The organism is Flavobacterium denitrificans DSM 15936 (assembly GCF_000425445.1).
GTDB classification, from domain to species: domain Bacteria; phylum Bacteroidota; class Bacteroidia; order Flavobacteriales; family Flavobacteriaceae; genus Flavobacterium; species Flavobacterium denitrificans.
The window spans coordinates 53584-72279 of sequence record NZ_AUDL01000012.1 but is presented as its reverse complement, the minus strand read 5'-3'; the positions used below and the strand labels follow the sequence as shown (position 1 = coordinate 72279).

The following is an 18696-nucleotide window of genomic DNA, read 5'->3' as shown; positions in this document are numbered from 1 at the left end:
TCAATAATTCTGCAAACTACTGCTGTCAACTGTGACTAAAAACTACTCGATAAGCTTTCTTTCTAAAAAATAACTTACAATGGCTTCTTTCATCAAAACCGATTGTTCTCCTGCTTTTAACGGTGGCAATTGTTCTTTTACTTTGTAATGCGGCCATCCTTCTTCATCAAAATACTCAAATTCGTAAAACCCGTACGGTTCTAATAATCGGCAAATTGCTATGTGCATTAAATTCAGTTTTTCGTCTTTCTTGTATTCACGGTGTACTTTTCCGTATTCCTGAACTCCGATAAGGTAAATTATGGCATCCAAATCTAAATCTTCTCCTTGCGAAAACTGATTTGAAAGTATATCAACGAGCTTTTCCCATCGCTCTTTTAATTGTGTATCTCTAGACATTTTTTATAATTGTGAATTATGAATTGTAAATTATAAATTTCAAAACATAAATTTTTAGTTCGCAAAGATACGGACTTCAATCTCAATGCGCTTAAAAAATTAACCGCCTACAAGATAAAACCTTTGTCGCTTTGTTACTTTGAGCCTTTGTCCCTCAAAAAAAAATCTATCTTTGCGCCTCATTAACACAAAACCAAAACATGAGTTTTTTTGATATTATTGTTGGCGCGCTTTTAATATTTAGTTTGTATAAAGGAATTAAAAACGGACTTTTTGTAGAAGTTGCTTCTTTTATTTCGCTGTTATTGGGAATTTATCTGGCGATTAAATTTTCGTCTTTAATGACCGGAATGATCTCAAAACATGTTTCTTGGAATCCAACAAATATTCAGATTACTGCTTTTATCTTGACTTTTATTTTGGTAGTAATTGGCGTTTATTTTTTAGCCAAAATATTGACCGGAATAGCAGATTTTGCCATGTTGGGCTGGATGAACAAGCTTGGTGGCGGTTTTTTCAGAGTTTTAAAAACCATTTTGATTTTGAGTATTTTTATTGCTTTATTCGAAAAAATAAACTTCAATAACACTTTCGCTAAAAAAGAAACTTTAGACAAATCGATTTTTTACAATCCGGTAAAAAAAGTTGCTGCTTTTGTCTATCCATCAATTGAAAAATGGTATGATTCTTTCAAAAAAGACCAAACAAAAAAATCGGAAGAAACTTCTGAAACTGAAAAAGGATAATTCTGTTTTTATTCTGAATCACCTATTGGTTTTGGAAACAAATTCTTCAAAATAATCAACATCATTCCAATTACGTTTACGCATGTAGTTGTCAGCAAAGTAATCAAAACATTTTCTGAAAGATTGAGATGCAGTAGATTTCCATTAAAATATAAAATCGAAATTACCGAAGCCAGCCACAAAAAAATGATAAAAGAGAAAATATAAGTTAAATGTCTTCTCAACTTTGTATCTTCTAAAAATCGGCCCACTTTAGCATTTCCTAAACGATCTTCCAAAATCTGATTTTGGGTTCTGGCATTGGTTAAATCTTCGGGAGTCAGGGCTGAATAACTGTCTATTGAAATTCGGTTAAGATCTAGGGCCATCTTAAATTGGTTTAAGTTTGGTTTTGTAATGGTCGTAAATATCATTGTCAGAAATCACGGCATTTGTATCTTTTTGATAAACTTTCGTCCAGGGCGTTCCTTCTGTATGCGTCAAAGCACTCAAATAAATTCCGTCAAATCTTCCATATAAATCCCAGATTTTGTCTAAGAATTTCTCGTCATCCGCTGAAATTTTTTCGTTTTTAATCGGATTTGGAATTCGTTCTGTAATAATATTCTTTTTGTATTGCTTGATGCTGTAATATAAAGATGGGAAAACGGGTCCAAAATCCCAAGCAATTGGTTTTTCATCAATCAATCGTTCTTCTTTATTGGTCAGCGCAAGATACCAGCCATAGGCAATATAGGTCAGTTTGATTATTTTCATAGGTGTTAAATTTCCGTCCTTGGAATATTTTCCTATAAAATAATTGGCCACTGTTGTAGGATTATAAGCCATTGTCTTAGAATTATTGTTTTTTCAAAGTTACTTAAAATAAATTCCCGTCAAAATTTCAGAAAAGTTATCCTGGTGTAAATGAATGATTTTGCTTTAAAAACTTTACTTTTTGGCAATAAACGAACTACAAAAAATTGATCAAAATAAAGTATCTTGCTTCCTGTTTCCAACAACCGATTTAACCAAAAATCAAAACCTTATGTTGTACTTGATTGGCATAATAATTACCTTTTTTCTGGTTGTTATTCTTGCAAGCAAAAAAGACAAAAGCGAAGCCGATAAAATTCTAGCATTTTGGCTGTTTTTTACCGGATTTCATTTGTTTTTGTATTATCTGCACTATAAAAAAGACTTTGTCTCATTTCCGTTTTTATTAGGTTTTGAATTGCCAATGCCTTTACTTCAAGGTCCATTTTTGTTTTTGTATACTTCAGCTTTGACCAATCAAAATCAGAATAGAAAATACAATCTTTTACATTTCTTGCCTTTTGTACTGGCGTTTCTAATTCTGATTCCGTTTTTCAGTCTTTCTTTCGAAGAAAAATTAAACGTTTTTCAGAATGAAGGAAAAGGTTATGAAACTACAATTCTGATTTTATACAGTGCCATTTTAATTTCAGGAATATCGTATGCTTTGCTTTCTCTTCGAAAACTTTCTAAACATAGAAAAAACATTTCAGAAGCGTTTTCTTCCATCGAAAAAATCAATCTCCGCTGGCTTCAATATTTGATTCTCGGTTCAAGTATTATTTGGATTGTTGTTATTTTATTTAACGACGAATACATTTTTACGTTTGTGGTTTTTTATGTGATTTTCATAGGATATTTTGGGATCAAACAAGTTGGGATTTTTACAAATCAGACCTCTCATCAAAACAAAATTCCCGAAGTTTCTTCTGTCGAAAACATCAAAAATGAAAATCCTTCTGAAAAAATTAAATACGAAAAATCAAGTTTGACCACTTCAGAACTTCAGGTCATTCATCAAAAATTAACTCAAATTATGGAAGATGAAAAACTATACAAAAATCCTGATTTGACTTTAGCTGATTTATCTCAAAAATTAAATATTCACTCGAATGTTCTTTCGCAGGTAATCAATTCAGCCGAAGAAAAAAACTTTTATGATTATATCAATCTACAGCGTGTAGAAGAATTTAAAAAACAGATTCTTTTGCCCGAAAATCAAAAATTCACCTTGCTGTCTGTTGCTTTTGAATGCGGCTTTAATTCGAAAACGGCTTTTAACCGAAATTTCAAAAAAGCAACCGGACTTTCTCCTTCCGAGTATTTGAAATAAGTTTTTAATCTCGCAAAGGCGCTAAGTCGCAAAGATTTTTTATTTCACGCAGATTCCGCAGATTTAAACAGATTTTTTTTAATCATTTTAATCCTTTAATCTGTGGCAAAAAAAATTGCGAGCAAATAAAAAAGCTTAGCGACTTAGCATCTTAGTAACTTAGCCTCTTTAAAAAAAAGAACCACCTTACAAGTTGGGGCGACTAATATTAGTCTGAACAACATCTTTGCATAAACTTTTAAAAATTATGCAATGAAAAACAAGATGTTATATTCAGCAGTTGTAGTCCTTTCAATTTTCTTTTTAAGTTGTGAAAACGACAATGAAATTGATGGTGTTGGAAAGTTAGTTCCCAAAACGGTTGATCAAGATGCCTCACTGCCTTCCATTTTTGTAAACGGAACACAACTTCACGCACAAACTTTTGGAAACCCAAATAATCCAATGCTGATTTTTCTGCACGGCGGTCCCGGTTCTGATTATCGCAACGGATTAAATGTGCAACAGCTCGCGAACGAAGGTTACTATGTGATTTTTTACGATCAACGCGGTTCTGGTTTATCTAAAAGACATGATAAAAACACCTATTCCATTCAGCTTGTATTAGATGATTTAACTGAAGTCATTAAATACTATCGAACTTCTGCAGATCAAAAAGTCTTTCTTTTTGGACATTCTTGGGGCGCAATGCTGGGAACGGCTTACGTCAATAAATATCCCGATAAAATCAACGGATTAATTCTGGCGGAACCGGGCGGACTGAACAAAAAACTACTTGATGATTATGGCGAAATGAGCCGAAAAATCAACATCTTCTCCGAAGTTACCAGCAATCTCTTATATGTCGATCAGTTTATAACTGGGAAAGAAAACCAGCATGAGATTCTAGATTACAAATACGGTATTTCTTCGAGTTTTTCTTATGCCAAAAACAATAAAGAAGGTATTCCGGGACCGTCGCCTTTTTGGAGAATTGGAACAACAGTTTTAGAAAGTTTCACTGATATTGCCGAAAATGATGGTTTTGATTTTACCACAAATCTCAATCAGTATCAAACTAAAGTTTTGTTTTTGTACGGCGAGCTAAATCAATCTTATGGTTTGAGTTTTGCCCAAAAAGAAGCTGCTTATTTTCCGAATTCAGAAATTTCCGAAGTTAAAGGAACGGGCCATGAAATGATTTATTTCAAATGGGAAAATGTGCATCCGCTAGTGTTGAATTATTTAAATAATCTAAAATAATAATCATGAAAGCAATAGTAGTACTAATCACATTTCTCTTTTCACTTTTCGCATCTAACATTTTACAAGCCCAAACCATTAACTGGGAAAATCTAAAAACTGAAGAAAAACATATTTTGAGTGTAAACGCTGGATGGGATTATAGTTTTGTTTACGGTTTCGGTTATGGCTATCATTTAAAAACCGAAATGCCGATTATTTTGGAAAGTTCATTTTCGTTTGCTTCGGGCGAAGTCATTTTTGATGATTTTAAAACAAAAATCGGAGGACAAATTAATGTGTATCAATTTAACAATTTCCATTTCAATGCAGCAATTCATGCCATTTATAGGCGTTACGGAAACCCGCTGGTGACTTTGCAGAACTTTGGTGCTGCTGCTTCAACGACAATTGGTTATTACAAACCGAAATGGTTTGTCGCAGGCGAATTTGGTTTTGATCAAGCCATTGTAACACATTTTCAGCATAGCGAAATATACAAGGAAGTTTATCCCGATGTAAAAAATGGTTGGTTTGAACCGACAACGGGTGGCAATTTTAATTTCGGAATTCAAGGTGGTTATTCTTTTGCCAAAAGCGATTTGACTTTAAGAGCTGGAAAAGTCATGACAGAGGATTTTGAGACTACACCGTTAATTCCGTTTTATTTGCAGATTGGATATAGTTATAAATTGGATTAAACTTCATCTTAACCAAATATTTACAAAGAGCTTTCCATGATGTTGAGAAGCCTCAGAGAGGCTAAATATTTATAGAAATCCAATCACACACAGAAAAAGAGCTCCAACGGAGCGACATATTTAATTGCGAAAAATTATATGTCGCTCCGCTGGAGCTGTTTTGCAAATTCTATTTTATTCTATAAATATTTTGCTTCTCCGAAGCTTAAAAAAACAAACCCAACAGGTTTTGAAAACCTATCGGGTTTAAACTATTTGTTTTAGACTACTTTTTATCAAATTGTAATCCTGAAGTTTCACTTACTATCAGCCATTCATTGTTAGTTAATCTCCATTCAGATGTATATTCGCCGCCTATTGGCAGACCTGAGTTTAAAATCGCACTCCATTTACCTTTTTCAATAGCAACGGTATCATTAACCTCAATACTTGTCGATTTTAATTCAGTAAATTTAAACTTACTCGCTTCAACATTGTAGTAACTTTTAATGAAATCCTTACCACAGCCTCTAGAAACGAGGCAGGCATCTTCGCGATACAAACTAACCAACGAGTTTATTTCACCGCTGTTAAACCATTTAATAAAATCTAAATTAGACTTTTCAATTTGTTTTTGAGCTTTAGCTTGTGCAAAAGTCTGGCTTGTTAAAGACGTAATCGCCCATATTAAAGTAAATATTGTTATTGATAAAATTGATACTTTTTTCATAGTGTTTGTTTTTAAATTAAATAAATCAATGAAACTTATATAAAATTGCTCGAGCCCCTTTTCAATTCTCCCTTTTGATTTCTCGTTTTGAGAATTTAAGGAATTTTCAAAATCAAGTTCCAATACTTCAAAAATCAACTTTACCGTATAATTTCTAGGAGTAACTTCTCCAGCTTCTATGCGCTGAAGAGTACGTACATTCAGATTACATTTCTCCACAAGTTCTTCTTGAGTAAATCCTTTTGATTTTCTGTAATCTGCAATTTTCTTTCCTAGTTCTGGCTGTTGAATCATTTTGAAACTTTTAAGCAAAATTAAATCTCAGTTTTAAAACACTTCACGAATTTTATTCAATTTTATCACGTCATTTACCCGACATTTACCTTAATTCACTATATATCAACACTCTTATCAAAACACATTGAGTCTGGGTCATCTTACTCATTCCATTTTTACAGAATTAAAATTACCAAACTATTTCTTTCTTCTCTCCTTTCTTCAAAACAATTTCTTGTTTTTTATCTCCAAAAATCAAAGTGGTTTTTCCTCCGATTTTAGAAGAAATCGTCATTCTCTGAATTGTTTTATTCATCCAATTCATTTCAATTTCAAATCCGCCTCTGGCACAAATTCCTTTTACAGAACCTTCTTCCCACGCATCTGGCAAGGCAGGAAGCAATCTGATTTCGTTTTCGTCTGACTGAACCAACATTTCGGCAACCGCAGCCGCGCCACCAAAATTCCCATCAATTTGAAATGGCGGATGCGCGTCGAATAAATTTGGGTATGTTCCTCCTCCTCGTCTTGGCTTATCGGTTTTCTTTTTGTCTGGATCTACGTAGCGCAATAATTCGCGATACATTTTGTAAGCACGATTTCCATCCCAAAGTCTTGCCCAAAGATTAATTCTCCAACCTTTTGACCAACCTGTTGTTTCATCCCCTTTTATTTCAAGTGTTTTTCGTGACGCTTCGGCCAAATCAGGTGTTTTTAATGGTGTAATATGATTTCCCGGAAAAAGTCCAAACAATTGTGATTGATGACGGTGTTTTGGATCCTGATCGTCCCAATCAAAATACCATTCCTGAAGATTTCCTTTTTTGCCAATTTGATACGGATGAAGTTTCGCCAATGCATCTTCAAGTTTCTTTCTGAAAGTGGCATCGGTATTCAGCACTTTTGATGCTTTTATGGTTTTATCAAAACATTCGCGAATCATGGCTAAATCAGCTGTTCCTCCATACATTGTAGCACCAACAAAACCATCTGCTAATTTATATTGATTTTCTGGCGAGGTCGATGGTGATGTAATATAATTTCCATTTTTATCGGTTATCAGCCACCCTAAACAGAATTCGGCGGCGCCTTTCATTAATGGATAACCTTCTTTTTTTAGATATGAGACATCTTGGGTAAAAGTATAATGTTCCCAAATATGCGTACTCAACCATGCGCCCGCCATTGGCCAGCACGCCCACATGGGTTCTTCTTTTCCAAATTGCCCTACTGGATTGGTCATTGCCCAAATATCAGAATTGTGTCCGGCGGCCCAGCCTTGGTTTATTCCATAAAAAGTCTTTGCAGTCACTTTTCCGGTTACTGATAGATTTTTAATGAAACTCAAAAGTGACTGATGCATTTCTGAAAGATTGGTGTTTTCCGCTAACCAATAATTCTCTTCCAGATTAATATTCATCGTGTAATTGCTACTCCACGGTGGACTTAAATACGGATTCCAAAGTCCTTGTAAGTTGGCCGGAACTCCGATAGTTCTCGAAGAACTGATCAACAAATAGCGTCCAAAATTGAAATAGAGGATTTCTAGATTTTTATCTTCTTTCCCGTCTGCGTAGCGTAGTAAACGTTCATCTGTTGGTAAATCTGGCGCTGTTGTTTTTCCAAAATTCAAATCGACACGATTGTAGAATTTCTGATAATCAGCAATGTGGTTTTCTTTTAATTTATCGAATGGTTTAGCGACCGCTTTATTCAGATTTTGTACTGCAATTGCAACGTCATCTAATCCTTCTGTAGCTGGATTTTTATCAAACCCGTTAAAACTTGTCGCCACCGAAACGTAAATATAAACTTCAGAAGCATTTTTTACGCTTAAAACGGCACTCGAACTTGTAATTTGTCCGTCGGTTTTCTTGATTTGAAGCAATGTAGTAAATCTTGTGCCACGCTCTTTAATTTGTAAATATTTTGAAGGTGGTACATAACCTGCTTGTTCATTAATTGGCGCTGTACCATTCATCATCAACATATTGCTTCGCACCTGCACTTCTGACTTTAGTAAGCTTTTTAAACTGACATCAAAATTTAAGGCGCCTTTTTCACTGCTGGTCAATTTAACAACCATAATTTGATCTGGTGCCGAAACAAAATATTCTCGTGTATATTCAACTCCATCTAATACATAGCTAACTTTTGAAGTTGCGTTAGATAGATCAAGTTCCCTGTAATATTTCGTTGCTTTTCCTTTTTCAGAATTATTGATTTCTAAAGTTCCTAGAGGAGCGTATTTTTCAGAATTTTTCCCCTGAACTTTTTTATTTAACTCCTCAGAAAGTTTATAGTTTTCATTTTTTAATGCTTCGCGGATGGCTGGAATGTTTTTGTACGCTTCAGGATTCATATTAGCATTTACAGGTTCACCCGACCAAAGCGTGATATCGTTCAAATCAATTTTATCCGAATTTACGCCTCCGTAAACTGTTGCGCCCATTTTTCCATTCCCTAAAACCAAACTTTCTTCAAAAAATTCGGCTGGTTGTTTGTACCATAAAACATGATTTGATTGTGCCGAAATGTTTATTGCGTAAAATGCCAGAAGTAAAATGAGAAATGTTTTTTTTATCATATTTGGTTATCTTATCCTAACAGGTTTCCAAAACCTGTTAGGTATTTATTGAATATCTAAAACTAATAAAAAATCTATGTGATACCTAACAGGTTTTGAAAACCTGTTAGGAAACGAATTATTTACTCACTTTATAAATTTCATTCGCCGTAATCATTTCCCAATTATCTGTTCTGAAAGGTGAAGCAGGGAATTTTTCTTTATTGAAAAGATTAATCTGTGTATCATCGTCTGCCCATCCGTAATGAACGGCAACTGGATTTTGGACTTGATCACTGGAAACGATTATTTTGTTGTCTTTGATTATCGCTTTCGCAGAATAAAAAACTTTATCTTCACCTGCTACTTCAAAGCCTTTTAGCTCGTCGTTATTTGGTGTTGACAATCCACTTCCGATGTTGTCGAAAGTCAAAATAATTTGGTTTCCTTTTATTTCTTGAGATTTATAGGTTGGCCCACTAAAAACTTGTTTTTTGCCGTAAATATCGTTCAGCGCAATTGCTGCTAAACGCAAACCAATATCTTGTTTATTAGTTGGATGAATATCTTTTGCGTTTCCAATATCTGTCGTTACGGCCATGCCTGTGTTTTTCAGTTTCAAAGTTTCAGATTGTGCTTCTCGAAGTTCAGCCCAGCGACTACCTTTTTTACTATTTCCGCCCGTTTCGTCAAAAGTGGATAATTGCACAAAATAAAAAGGAAAATCACCTTGTTTAAATTTCGTTCTCCAATCTGTAATCATCAAAGGAAATGCTTTTTTATATTGATTAGCTCTCCAAACATTTGCTTCACCTTGATACCATAAAACACCTTCGATTGCATAAGGAACCAACGGATTTACCATTGCATTGTACAATAATGATGGGTAACTGTTTGGTGATAATGATGTTTTTACCACAATAACTCTAAATTTCCATTTCCCGTCAAGCGGAACAACCTTGCTTCCTAAAGTTAGTTTTAAATCTTCAGCTTCGCCATAAATTCCGCCTCCTCCGGTGTTATCGACAATTCTGACTGCAATGACATTTTTTCCTTCTTTTAAAATCCCATTTGGAATTTGGTAAATCCTTCTGACATCATAAAGCGTGTTTTTGCCTACTTCAACTCCGTTTACATAGGTAATGTCTTCGTCGTCGATTTTTGCCAAACTTAAAGTGGCTTTATTTTTAATATCTTCTCCCGAAAGCGTAATCGTTTTTCGCATCCAAACTACACCGTCTAAATCGCCTAAAGGTTGGTTTTCCCATAAACTTGGTGTATTTAATTCGCCCCAAGAAGTATCATCAAAAGAAAAATCTTTGAATGTATTTTCATTTACTGTACTTACCGAAGTTCCTTGAATTTTTTCAACTCTTTCTTTCATTCGCTTTGCGTATAAAACAGAAATCGAATCGACGTTCATTACTGGAACATCAGCAATCATATTTTTGAATTCTGGACTATTTTGAAATGCTTCACGGCTTGTCCAAGTTTCAACATTGGTTCCACCCCAAGATGTATTGATAATTCCAATTGGAATTTTTAATTCTGAATATAATTTTCGTGCAAAATAAAATCCGACAGCGGTGAAATTCCCAACAGTTTCTTTACTTGAAACTTCCCATTTTCCAGCTTTTAAATCGTCTTTTGGTTTTCCACTTAAATCTTGCGCAACGCCAAAATGACGAATCATTGGATAATCGGCATTGTTCATTTCTTTATCAGCATTCATCGTTTTGAAAACTTGAAACTCCATATTCGATTGTCCGCTACAAATCCAAACTTCACCAACTAAAACATTTTTAATCGTGATTTTATTTTTTCCTATAATAATCAATTCGAAAGGTCCGCCGGCTTTTTCAGCATCTAAATTTACTGTCCATTTTCCGTTTTTATCGGCTTGTGTTTTTTTGATTTGTTTGTTAAAATGGATTTCTACTTTTTCATTGGCGTCAGCAAAACCCCAAATCGGAATTGCTTTGTTGCGTTGCAAAACCATTCCGTCTGAAAACAGCAACGGCATTTTGACATTTGCATTGGAAATCAAAGTGCAAAGCAAAAAGAGTAAGGCTAAATATTTTTTCATTATTTTAATTTTAGATAGTTAAAACGACAAAAGTGATATAAGTAAATTTAAGCCTCCAATGTATGAAAACTTATTTTAACTTATATCACTTATATGATTTTAAAAGTTTTATTACTGCAATCCTTCTTTCATTGCATTTAAAGCCTGCGAATCAAAAACAGTATTATTTGATCGGTCAAAAATGGCCGATCCATTGTTTCCTGTATTTCCAGCATCCCAGTAGAACGGCAATAACCCGTTTGCTTTAGCTTGTTTTACCACATATTTTAAATAATAGGCTCTTGAATCTAAATGCAATTTCAAATCGTTACCCGTTAATGTTGTTCTTCTGATTGCTCCAAATTCTCCCAATAAAACTGGAATTCCTTTATCAACAAACTGGGTTTTCATTGATTTGAAAAGTTTATCTACATCAGCTTCTTCTCCCCAAGTTGCATTTCGTGAAACATCAGTAGTGGAGTGAAAACCACTGCCCCAATAGTAAAACATTTTACCCCAAGATTCATCTTTGTCCATTAAACAAAATTGATATGGCGTATAAAAGTGTACTTCAGCCATCAAACGATCTGCTACTTTATCTGTTGGCAAAGTCAGCATCAATTTATTTGTTTTTTCAATATCTGTCGATGGCCCTTGAACTACTAAAACACGATACGCATTTTTTCCTCCTGTTGCTCTTACGGCATCAATAAAAGTTTGATGATATGAATTTAAAACGGTCATTTGTGCCGCAGTTTCAACATTTGGTTCATTGGCACTTGCAAACATTACATGCTCATCAAAATCGCGCAAAGTTGTTGCAATCTGCTCCCAAAAAGCTTTTTGCTTCATATTGTTTTCTTCTTTTTTGGCTTCAGTAACATTGTTTTCTAACCAGCCACCGTCCCAGTGTACATTTACTAAAACATACATATCACTGTCCACGCAATATTGCACAACTTCTTTAACTCTGTTCAACCATTCTGTTTTTAACTCAGCTGTTTTTGCATTTGCCAAATACTGATTCCAAGAACACGGAATTCTGATGGCGTTAAAACCATTTGCTTTTACAAGATCGATAAGCTGTTTGGTGATTTTTGGATTTCCCCAAGCTGTTTCGCCACCAGTTGCTTCCATCGTATTACCAATATTCCAGCCCAATTTTATTTTTGCTGCGAGTTGAACAGCTGTACTTCCCATTCCAGATGCATCTGCAGGAAGCGGATTTTTATTGTAACTTGGAAATCCTGTTTCTACAGGGGCTGCTTTTTGCGAAACTGTAATTTCAACAGGTTCAGCTTGACCAGATGTCAAGGTGATTTTTCCCGTTCTTGCAGCAGCCGTATTTTCTAAAACTGTTATTTTAACCGTTGTTGAACCTGCCGTTCCTCCAGCTTGACTAAATTTTATCCAGCTTGCATTATCACTATTCATCAACCATGCTGTAACATCTGTATTGATGATTATATCGGTTGTTGTTTCCGTATTATTAGCTTCAATACTTGTTTTATTTACTGCTAATGAATTTATGGTTGTATTCTGTGGTGTTTCTTTATCGGCACTACAAGCCAAAACTCCAAAAAAAGTTATGCATGACAACATGCTAATGATATAATTCTGTATTGTTTTTTTCATTTCAAATAATTTAAAAATTAAGCAACAGCGAATTGACTTTCAATTCACTTCATTCATTATTCAACTTATTATAAAAAATAACAATCTTCTTACTGAATTGTTATGGCAATCTCTTTTTTGATATCTCTTGATGAGTTTCCTATTTTCAAAGTATATTTTCCAGGTTCAACAGTCCATTTTTTTGCCGAAACATCATAATAGGCCAATTCTTTAACCGGAATCTGAATCGTAACAGTCTCTGAACTGCCCGATTTCACTAATACTTTTTTGAAACCTTTTAATTCTTTTGATGCACGAGCAACTTTTGAATCGGCTTTTGAAACATATACTTGTACAACTTCTTTTCCATCGACTTTTCCTGTGTTTTTCACCTCAACAGAAACCGAAATTGTTTCATTCGGCACATAAGAAGTTTTATCAGTTCTGCCATTTTCCAAAGCAAAAGTGGTGTACGATAATCCGTAACCAAAAGGATACAATGGTGCAATATTTTTAGTATCAAACCAACGATATCCAATCAAAAGTCCTTCGGCATAATTCACCGATTTTCCTCCTGGGAAACTTTTTGTAGCATGCGCTGGAGAATCCATAATATTTTTAGGCATTGTCCAAGGCAATTTTCCTGACGGATTTACTTTTCCTAAAATGACATCAGCCAAAGCATTTCCGCCTTCAGATCCATTAAACCAGCTCCAAACTACAGCAGGCGATTTTTGAGTGATTTCTCCAATATCAAAAGGCGCTCCAGCGATAAACACCACAATTGTTCTTGGGTTTACTGCCAATACTTTTTTGATTAATTCCTCTTGTCCAAATGGCAAATGCAAATCTCTTCTATCAGAAGCTTCGGTTTCATAATCACGATTTGAACCTGCAAAAATCACAGCAACATCCGATTTTTTAGCCGCTTCTACTGCTTCCTGAACTTTTGCCGGATCTAATTCGTCAATAGTTACTGGGCCATTTAAAGTAATATCGCCAAGTTTTCCTTTGTTCTTCTCATCGTAACGCTCTAAATAACCTTCGGCATAATTAATTTTTATAGAAGATGGAAGTCTGTTTTTCAAACCTTCAAGTGGTGTAACTTCTCTTTTTGTTTTCACTCCGGCACCAAAACCTCCAAGAGAATTTTTCTTCATTGCATTGTTTCCAATAACTGCAATAGATTTTATTCCGTCCAATTTTAATGGCAAAGCATTGTTATCATTTTTCAGCAAAACGATATCTTCCGTTGCAATTTTATAAGCATCTTGATAATGCGCTTCGGTAGCGATGCTTCCTTTTTCACGCGTTTTTCCGCCCATTGCTTTTACTTGGAACAAAACTCTTAAAATACGTTTTACGTGAAGATCGATTTCTTTCTCTGAAACTTCACCAGATTTAACTGCTGCGATTAATTTATCGGCTAAGAAAAATTCATTGAAAGGTTTTGGTGTTCCCATTTCAATATCTAAACCGCTCTTTAAACTTTTAGCTGTAGAATGTACTGCAGCCCAATCTGAAACTACAACACCTTTAAATCCCCATTCGTCACGAAGAATTTTATTCAGCATATAATCATTTTCACATAAATATTCGCCTCTGAATTTGTTGTAAGCGCCCATTATCGCATAAGATTTTGCTTCTTTTACCGAAGCTTCAAATGCTGGAAGATAAATTTCACGAAGTGTGCGCTCGTCAATTTGTACATCAACAAAATCACGATTTGTTTCTTGATTGTTTGCCGCGTAATGTTTCACACAAGCCATTACATCTTTTTCTTGTAAGCCAACAATCAAAGGCACGGCGATTTTTTTGTTTAAAAAAGGATCTTCAGACATGTATTCGTAAGTTCTTCCTCCAAGCGGTGTTCTCACCATGTTGATTGCTGGCGAAAGCAACATGTCTTTATCTCGTGCACGAAGTTCTTCTCCCAGACTATTTCCGAATGTATGCGCCATTTCAGCATTCCAAGTTGCTGCCAAACCGCCTCCGGCTGGATAATAAGTTGCAAAATCATTTGTCAATCCGGCTGGCGCCCAACTGTCGCGCGAAATTTCCTCGCGAACTCCAAGCGGTCCATCGGCCATTTTTAATTCTGGAATTCCCAAACGTTCTACTGCTCCAGTACTGAACATACTGTTTCCATGCAGCATTCCGATTTTTTCCTCAACAGTCATTTGAGAAACCAGTTTATCGATCTCACCATCAAACTCGGAACCAATTTCTTTTCCTTTGTATTCTTCTGCCTGTGCCGTTCCTGAAACATCAGATTTTGCATCATTTTTACAAGAACCAAATAATACAAAAGCCAGTGCTGCCGACAAGAATATCATTTTGTTTTTCATAGATAGTTAGTTGTTTTTTTGGATTTAAAGAATTTTCTTCCTCACATCAAAATCTTTAAATGCAGTTAATATTTATTGTTTTTGTGGTTTTATTGTTTGATTAAATTCAGCATCACAACATCATTTTCATTGATTTTGAATTCTCTCCTGAAAGTTCCTTTCCCGTCAATTGTAATTTTTTCTGTCGAAATTGGCGCTCCGTTATTTTTCTCTTTTATTGAATTGACTTGTTCACGTGTTAATTGATTTGGCTTATTCATCGCCAGATAATCTGCGTAAGCATCATTCACTTTATAGCCAACTTTGTAAATTTCCAACACATAATTTCCTTTCTGTATTCCGTCTACTTCAATTTTGACTTTTCCTTTTTCTTTAGAAGGCAAATCCTGAACATAATACGTCTGATTCCATACTTTATCGCCCGGATGTGTGTTCGTAAAATCCCACAATAAAACCTGAACATCGCCTTTAGCATTTTTAGAAGTCCAAGAAGCTTTATCTGAGTTTTGAAGTTCTGTTTCTCCCAATTTATTCAATAAATAATAAGAGAAATAAGCCGGCTTTTTAATTCCCTGCGTATTCAACAATCCGAAACCGCCGTGAAAAGGCGTAAATCTTGGGCCTGCTTCTTCAAAAATATCGGTAAAAACCCAATAGGACATTGAGTTTGCGGCGTTACCAACTTGTTTTAATTTCTGCAAAATATACGCTGCCGAATGATAACTATCATGAATTGGATCTGCTGGCGTATAGGAAGAACTCCATTCGGTGTAATGCAATTCCAGATTTGGTTTTGCAGAATTAGCAATCAATTTTCGAGAGTTTATAATCTCCCCACTGACACTCCATTCATCCTGATTTAAAACCGTACCCGAAGTTCCAAATTCATCCAGATATCCTTGTTTTACGCCATAAGTATGTGTTGAAACAAAATCGATTGGTACATTTTTTTTGGCACAAAAATCAATCGTTTCAGACACCCAAGCAGAACCTGCCGTTGCCGGACCGCCAACTCTATAATCTGGATTTACTGCTTTTACGCCGCGAGCTGCATATTCATATAATTTATAATATTCGTCTTGCGTGCTGCTCCAAAATCCAGGTGATAGATTTGGTTCGTTCCAAACTTCAAAATACCATGTTTTTACTTCTTCATCCCCGTAGCGTTCTTTAAAATGAGTCGTTAGATTTTTAACCAAATCTTCCCATTTTTTATAATCTTTTGGAGGCGTTACGTTTCCTTTCCACCAAAAAATCGTTTCTTTTCCACTTGCCAAAGCATTCGGCATAAAACCTAATTCGACGAAAGGCTTCATTTTCAGACTCACAATATAATCGAACAAAACATCAACATATTGGTAATTGTATTCGGGATTTCCTTTTGAATCTTCTCTATAAACAGCCATATCATCAGACAATAAACCATGAAAGCGGATGTATTTAAAATCGCATTCTTTTTTAACCAATGCCAATTGTTGCTGCCAATCTGCACGAAGACCTTCATTTGCTCTTCCTGCGCCGATGCATTCCTTAAACATGGTGTTTAATTTTCCAGCAGTTTTATTGAAATCTACTTTTATGGTTCGGTTTTCAGCATTATTGTTTTGTCCAATGATTTGGATGGAATGAATTAAAACCAGTACTATTAAAATTCTTTTCATCTGAAAATTGTTTTTGTTATCCTAACAGGTTTTAGAAACCTGTTAGGTATCTTTTACGATCCTAATATTTAGCAACTAATTATAAGTTCTTTTAAATTAAATACCTAACAGGTTTTGGAAACCTGTTAGGATACTTAATAATTATAATTTTTTAAATCTTATGGCACCACCGCCAGCACCTCCTAATTTCAATTGTAACTTATCTGAAGCTTTTACCGTTTTCTTAGAAATGGCTACTGATTCTGGGTTATGTGTTTGATCTGTTCCTTCAGCATCCACATAAATCTGTGCTTCGTAAGTTGCATTCGGATCTAAGAATGACAATGAAACCTCTACATTTCTTGGTTTTTCATTTGTCAAAGTTCCTAAATACCAATCAGCGCTATTTCTGTCTTTTCTTGCTGTTGTAATGTATTCACCAATTTTTCCTTCTAAGATTTTTGTGTCTTCCCAATCAGTCGGAACATCTTTTAAGAATTGTAAAGCTGGTTTTCCTTCGTAGTTTTCAGGAAGATCGGCTAACATTTGAATTGGAGAATAAATCGTAACGTACAATGCCAATTGCTGACCAACCGTTCCCTGAATTCTTTTTCCAGGGTAACCCTGTTTTACTTCAACATCAAAAATTCCAGGCGTAAAATCCATCGGACCAGAAAGCAATCTAGTAAACGGAATAATGCTCAAGTGATTTGGCGGATTTCCTTCGCTCCAAGCGTTATATTCTTGTCCGCGCGCTGCTTCTCTCGAAACCATGTTTGGGAAAGTTCTTCTTTCTCCCGTATCTTTTATCGATTCGTGGTACAAAACGGCTAAATCGTATTGTGCTGCTTTTTCTAAAATGTATCTGAAATAATTCACTCCAAATTGTCCAAAGTGCATTTGTTTCATATTCAATTTAGAACCTACGTGACCAATTTTTACGGTATGAATTCCAAGTTTTTTGTATAAAGCAAAACCTTCATCAACTTCTTTTAAGTAGTTAATTAAGTTGGAGCCTGTTTCGTGGTATCCAATTAATTCGATGTTCTTTTTCTTTCCATACTCCACTACTTTTTCTAAATCGAAATTGTCAGCACTTTTTGTGAAACTGAACATGTGCATACGGTTTTCGTACCAGCCCGGCGTCCAACCTTTATTCCATCCTTCAATCAATAAATGATTAAAACCTTCTTTTGCAGTAAAATCGATATATTCTTCTGCGTGCTTTGTCGTAGCGCCTTGTTTGTCGCTTTCCCAAAAAGTATATTTCCCTATATGCATTCCCCACCAAATTCCTAAATATTTGTAAGGTTTGAAGTAGCTGTTTGTGTTCTTTAATTTGTTTGGTTCGTTTAGGTTTAAAACCAAATAAGAAGTAATCAATTCTCCTGGATTTTCTCCAATTTGAATCGTTCTCCAAGAAGAAGTAAATGTATCTTTTACACGAACTTTTACTCCATCAGGCCAAGGCACCAAATCTGATTTCAATTCTGTTCCTTTATTATTAACCAAAGTCATACTTGCAAAATCGTACAAGTTTGCTTCGTGAAAACTCAAAGCCAATCCGCTTTTGCTTTCGATTGTTAGCGGCGTCAAAACTGTATCAAGTTTGCTTACGGCATCATCTTTAAACAAATATTCGTCGCGGTTTTCTCTGTTTGCAGGAATCCACCACGCTTTTCCATCTTCCTTTAAATTGAAAGTCGTTTTTTCATCCATGATGAAAATACTGTCTTTTACATTTTGTTTTGGATAAACATATCTAAAAGCAACTCCGTCATCAAAAGCACGAAACTGGATTTGTAATTTTCTTTTGTTTCCGGTTTTTTGTTGTAAATCAACTACCAATTGATTGTAGTTATTTCTGATGTTTTTCTTTTCTCCCCAAACTTGTTCCCAAGTTTCATCAAACGTAGATGTTTTTGCTCCTTTGATTTCGAAGTTGGTACTTAAATCTTCATTTCCTTTTAGTAAAAATCCCATATCAGATGGAGAAATTACTTCTGTCTTTCCGTGAGAAACGGCATATTTTGGAGCGTTTTTTATCAGCTCAAATTTGATTTTGTTTTTTCCGTTTGGCGATGCCAATTCGTAAGTATTCTTAGTTTTCTGGCTATATCCAATCGAAACTGAAAGTAATAAAGCAGGAAGAATCAGGTGTTTTTTCATTTTCATTTTTCTTAATTCATTTTTTAATAAATCGGGCAAAAAAGAGGCTTTCACCCGATTTAAAAACTCAACAAAAACTTATTTTTATCCTAAGCGGATTATTTTTCTCTCTCG

Annotated in this window: 14 protein-coding genes; 4 read left to right on the top strand and 10 right to left on the bottom strand. The window is 34.9% G+C overall.

From position 1 onward, the window contains the following. Positions 1–42 precede the first annotated feature (42 nt). Entirely contained in the window at positions 43–399 is a 357-nt protein-coding gene (locus tag H600_RS0107710) for a hypothetical protein (protein WP_026728236.1), read from the bottom strand. Positions 400–599: 200 nt separating this feature from the next. Between H600_RS0107710 and H600_RS0107705 the strand changes: the two genes are divergently transcribed. After that, on the top strand, positions 600–1145 hold the full coding sequence (locus H600_RS0107705) for a CvpA family protein (protein ID WP_026728235.1): 546 nt from the start codon (positions 600–602) through the stop codon (positions 1143–1145). An 8-nt stretch (positions 1146–1153) separates the two neighbouring features. Here the strand turns inward: H600_RS0107705 and H600_RS0107700 are convergent, their stop codons facing one another. Both H600_RS0107700 and H600_RS0107695 read right to left on the bottom strand, forming a co-directional pair. Beyond that, a complete protein-coding gene (locus tag H600_RS0107700) occupies positions 1154–1513 on the bottom strand; it encodes a hypothetical protein (RefSeq protein WP_026728234.1) in 360 nt (119 codons plus the stop codon). Position 1514: 1 nt separating this feature from the next. Continuing rightward, positions 1515–1973 carry a Panacea domain-containing protein gene (locus H600_RS0107695; protein WP_026728233.1) on the bottom strand — a complete coding sequence of 153 codons (459 nt, stop codon included), beginning with the start codon at positions 1971–1973 and terminating at the stop codon, positions 1515–1517. Between the two features lie 199 nt (positions 1974–2172). On the opposite strand from H600_RS0107695, the gene H600_RS0107690 reads away from it, so the two are divergent. The 3 genes from H600_RS0107690 (at position 2173) to H600_RS0107680 (ending at position 5195) form a co-directional block, all read left to right on the top strand. Continuing rightward, positions 2173–3273, top strand: a complete 1101-nt coding sequence (locus tag H600_RS0107690) for a helix-turn-helix domain-containing protein (RefSeq protein ID WP_026728232.1) — start codon at positions 2173–2175, stop codon at positions 3271–3273. A gap of 252 nt (positions 3274–3525) precedes the next feature. Beyond that, positions 3526–4515 (top strand): alpha/beta fold hydrolase, encoded by a 990-nt coding sequence (locus H600_RS0107685; protein WP_026728231.1) that lies wholly within the window; start codon positions 3526–3528, stop codon positions 4513–4515. 5 nt (positions 4516–4520) lie between these two features. Continuing rightward, entirely contained in the window at positions 4521–5195 is a 675-nt protein-coding gene (locus H600_RS0107680) for a hypothetical protein (protein WP_026728230.1), read from the top strand. 265 nt (positions 5196–5460) lie between these two features. Here H600_RS0107680 and H600_RS22525 read toward each other — a convergent pair whose 3' ends face one another. The 7 genes from H600_RS22525 to H600_RS0107640 all read right to left on the bottom strand — a co-directional run bounded on the left by H600_RS22525 (position 5461) and on the right by H600_RS0107640 (position 18582). After that, the gene (locus H600_RS22525) at positions 5461–6198 is read right to left on the bottom strand and encodes a helix-turn-helix domain-containing protein (RefSeq protein ID WP_051234396.1); all 738 of its coding nucleotides are present in this window, start codon (positions 6196–6198) and stop codon (positions 5461–5463) included. Positions 6199–6370: 172 nt separating this feature from the next. Further along, positions 6371–8767, bottom strand: a complete 2397-nt coding sequence (locus H600_RS0107665; RefSeq protein WP_026728229.1) for a glycoside hydrolase family 95 protein — start codon at positions 8765–8767, stop codon at positions 6371–6373. 118 nt (positions 8768–8885) lie between these two features. Then, on the bottom strand, positions 8886–10832 hold the full coding sequence (locus H600_RS0107660; RefSeq protein ID WP_026728228.1) for a sialate O-acetylesterase: 1947 nt from the start codon (positions 10830–10832) through the stop codon (positions 8886–8888). A gap of 111 nt (positions 10833–10943) precedes the next feature. After that, positions 10944–12446 (bottom strand): cellulase family glycosylhydrolase, encoded by a 1503-nt coding sequence (locus tag H600_RS0107655; RefSeq protein WP_084157366.1) that lies wholly within the window; start codon positions 12444–12446, stop codon positions 10944–10946. A gap of 89 nt (positions 12447–12535) precedes the next feature. Beyond that, the gene (locus H600_RS0107650; protein WP_026728226.1) at positions 12536–14773 is read right to left on the bottom strand and encodes a glycoside hydrolase family 3 C-terminal domain-containing protein; all 2238 of its coding nucleotides are present in this window, start codon (positions 14771–14773) and stop codon (positions 12536–12538) included. An 89-nt stretch (positions 14774–14862) separates the two neighbouring features. Next, positions 14863–16434, bottom strand: coding sequence for a GH39 family glycosyl hydrolase (locus H600_RS0107645; RefSeq protein WP_026728225.1), 1572 nt, complete (start codon positions 16432–16434; stop codon positions 14863–14865). A 141-nt stretch (positions 16435–16575) separates the two neighbouring features. After that, positions 16576–18582 (bottom strand): glycoside hydrolase family 97 protein, encoded by a 2007-nt coding sequence (locus tag H600_RS0107640; RefSeq protein ID WP_026728224.1) that lies wholly within the window; start codon positions 18580–18582, stop codon positions 16576–16578. Positions 18583–18696 lie beyond the last annotated feature (114 nt).